This is a genomic window from Ruegeria sp. A4 (assembly GCF_056543025.1).
This window is the reverse complement of the sequence record NZ_JBQGAW010000026.1, coordinates 1-1,021: the sequence shown is the minus strand read 5'-3', so window position 1 is coordinate 1,021 and position 1,021 is coordinate 1. Positions and strand designations below refer to the sequence as shown.

Sequence of the window (1,021 nt, the reverse complement as noted above, 5' to 3'; positions counted from 1 at the left end):
TCGAGCCCGAAGTTTCACTAGTCGGTGCGCAGTTTTGAGAGCATGGGGCAAGAGACATTCCCGCTGTCGCAGTTGGCTGTGAGTTCGCTCAGCGCCGCTTCCAATCGCTTCAGCTCGTTTATCTTTTCACGCACATTGAAGATATGAAGCTCAGCCAGCTCTTTTATGGGCCGGCAATTCTCTCCGTCGCCTTCGGACAGGCTGAGAAGCGTCTTTGTATCGGCTAGCGGAAAGCCCAAATCACGGCATTTTTTCAGGAAACGAAGTCTTCCAACATCGTGCGCAGAGTACATCCGGCGATTATTCGGTGCCCGTTCTGGTTTGGGCACGATCCCTTCGCGCTCATGGTAGCGGATCGTTTCAATGCCGACACCGCTTTGCCGGGATGCTTCCCCAATCGCAAACATGTGAGTTTTTCCGTCTTGATCCTGTAGCGACTACAGAAGTTATACCAATGGCTGTCGTTTCAACACCTCAAATTGATCAAGGGAATGAAATGCAGAAGTACCTTAGCGTTAGTTATCTCGGATCACTGTCAGCACTTGGCGTTGCGACTTGCTGTGTATTGCCCATGACAATGATGTTGCTGGGACTAGGAGGCAGTTGGTTGGCTGTTTTCGGAAAGATCGCGGCGGCAAGCTACTACGTATTGACGATTTCGACGGTGCTTGTCGCGATATCGTGGCTTGTATCTTATCAGCGAGGTTCCCTATCAAAGTTGAAATGGTGGCTTTCGGGGACGACCGCAATCACCGCGTTAGCTTGGGTCGTCGTCTTTAACGAGGCCCGGATCAACGATTACCTGATAATGCAGATGTGAAACAATGACAGAGCAAACTTTAGTGCTTGAAAGCACCCTGACGTGCCCGAAATGCGGTCACAGCGAAACCGAAATAATGCCGACGGATGCTTGCCAGTGGTTCTATGAATGCAAGTCTTGCGCAGCAGTCTTGAAACCATTGGAAGGGGATTGTTGTGTCTACTGCTCCTATGCAACGGTGCCTTGCCCGCCGATCCAGAA

Annotated in this window: 3 protein-coding genes; 2 read left to right on the top strand and 1 reads right to left on the bottom strand. The window is 51.0% G+C overall.

Translation table 11 applies throughout. From position 1 onward, the window contains the following. Positions 1 to 17: 17 nt before the first annotated feature. Complete coding sequence (locus ACR0E2_RS20665) at positions 18 to 407, bottom strand: MerR family transcriptional regulator (RefSeq protein WP_480447758.1); 390 nt, start codon at positions 405 to 407, stop codon at positions 18 to 20. A gap of 47 nt (positions 408 to 454) precedes the next feature. Between ACR0E2_RS20665 and ACR0E2_RS20660 the strand changes: the two genes are divergently transcribed. Together ACR0E2_RS20660 and ACR0E2_RS20655 are read left to right on the top strand one after the other, a co-directional pair. Continuing rightward, positions 455 to 820 (top strand): hypothetical protein, encoded by a 366-nt coding sequence (locus tag ACR0E2_RS20660; protein WP_480447757.1) that lies wholly within the window; start codon positions 455 to 457, stop codon positions 818 to 820. A 4-nt stretch (positions 821 to 824) separates the two neighbouring features. After that, a partial coding sequence (locus ACR0E2_RS20655; RefSeq protein ID WP_480447756.1) for a GDCCVxC domain-containing (seleno)protein occupies positions 825 to 1,021 on the top strand: 197 nt, incomplete at its 3' end.

Coding starts and splice junctions, on each gene's coding strand:
- ACR0E2_RS20660 (WP_480447757.1), top strand. CDS start 455: ATGGCTGTCGTTTCAACACCTCAAATTGATCAAGGGAATGAAATGCAG.
- ACR0E2_RS20665 (WP_480447758.1), bottom strand. CDS start 407: ATGTTTGCGATTGGGGAAGCATCCCGGCAAAGCGGTGTCGGCATTGAA.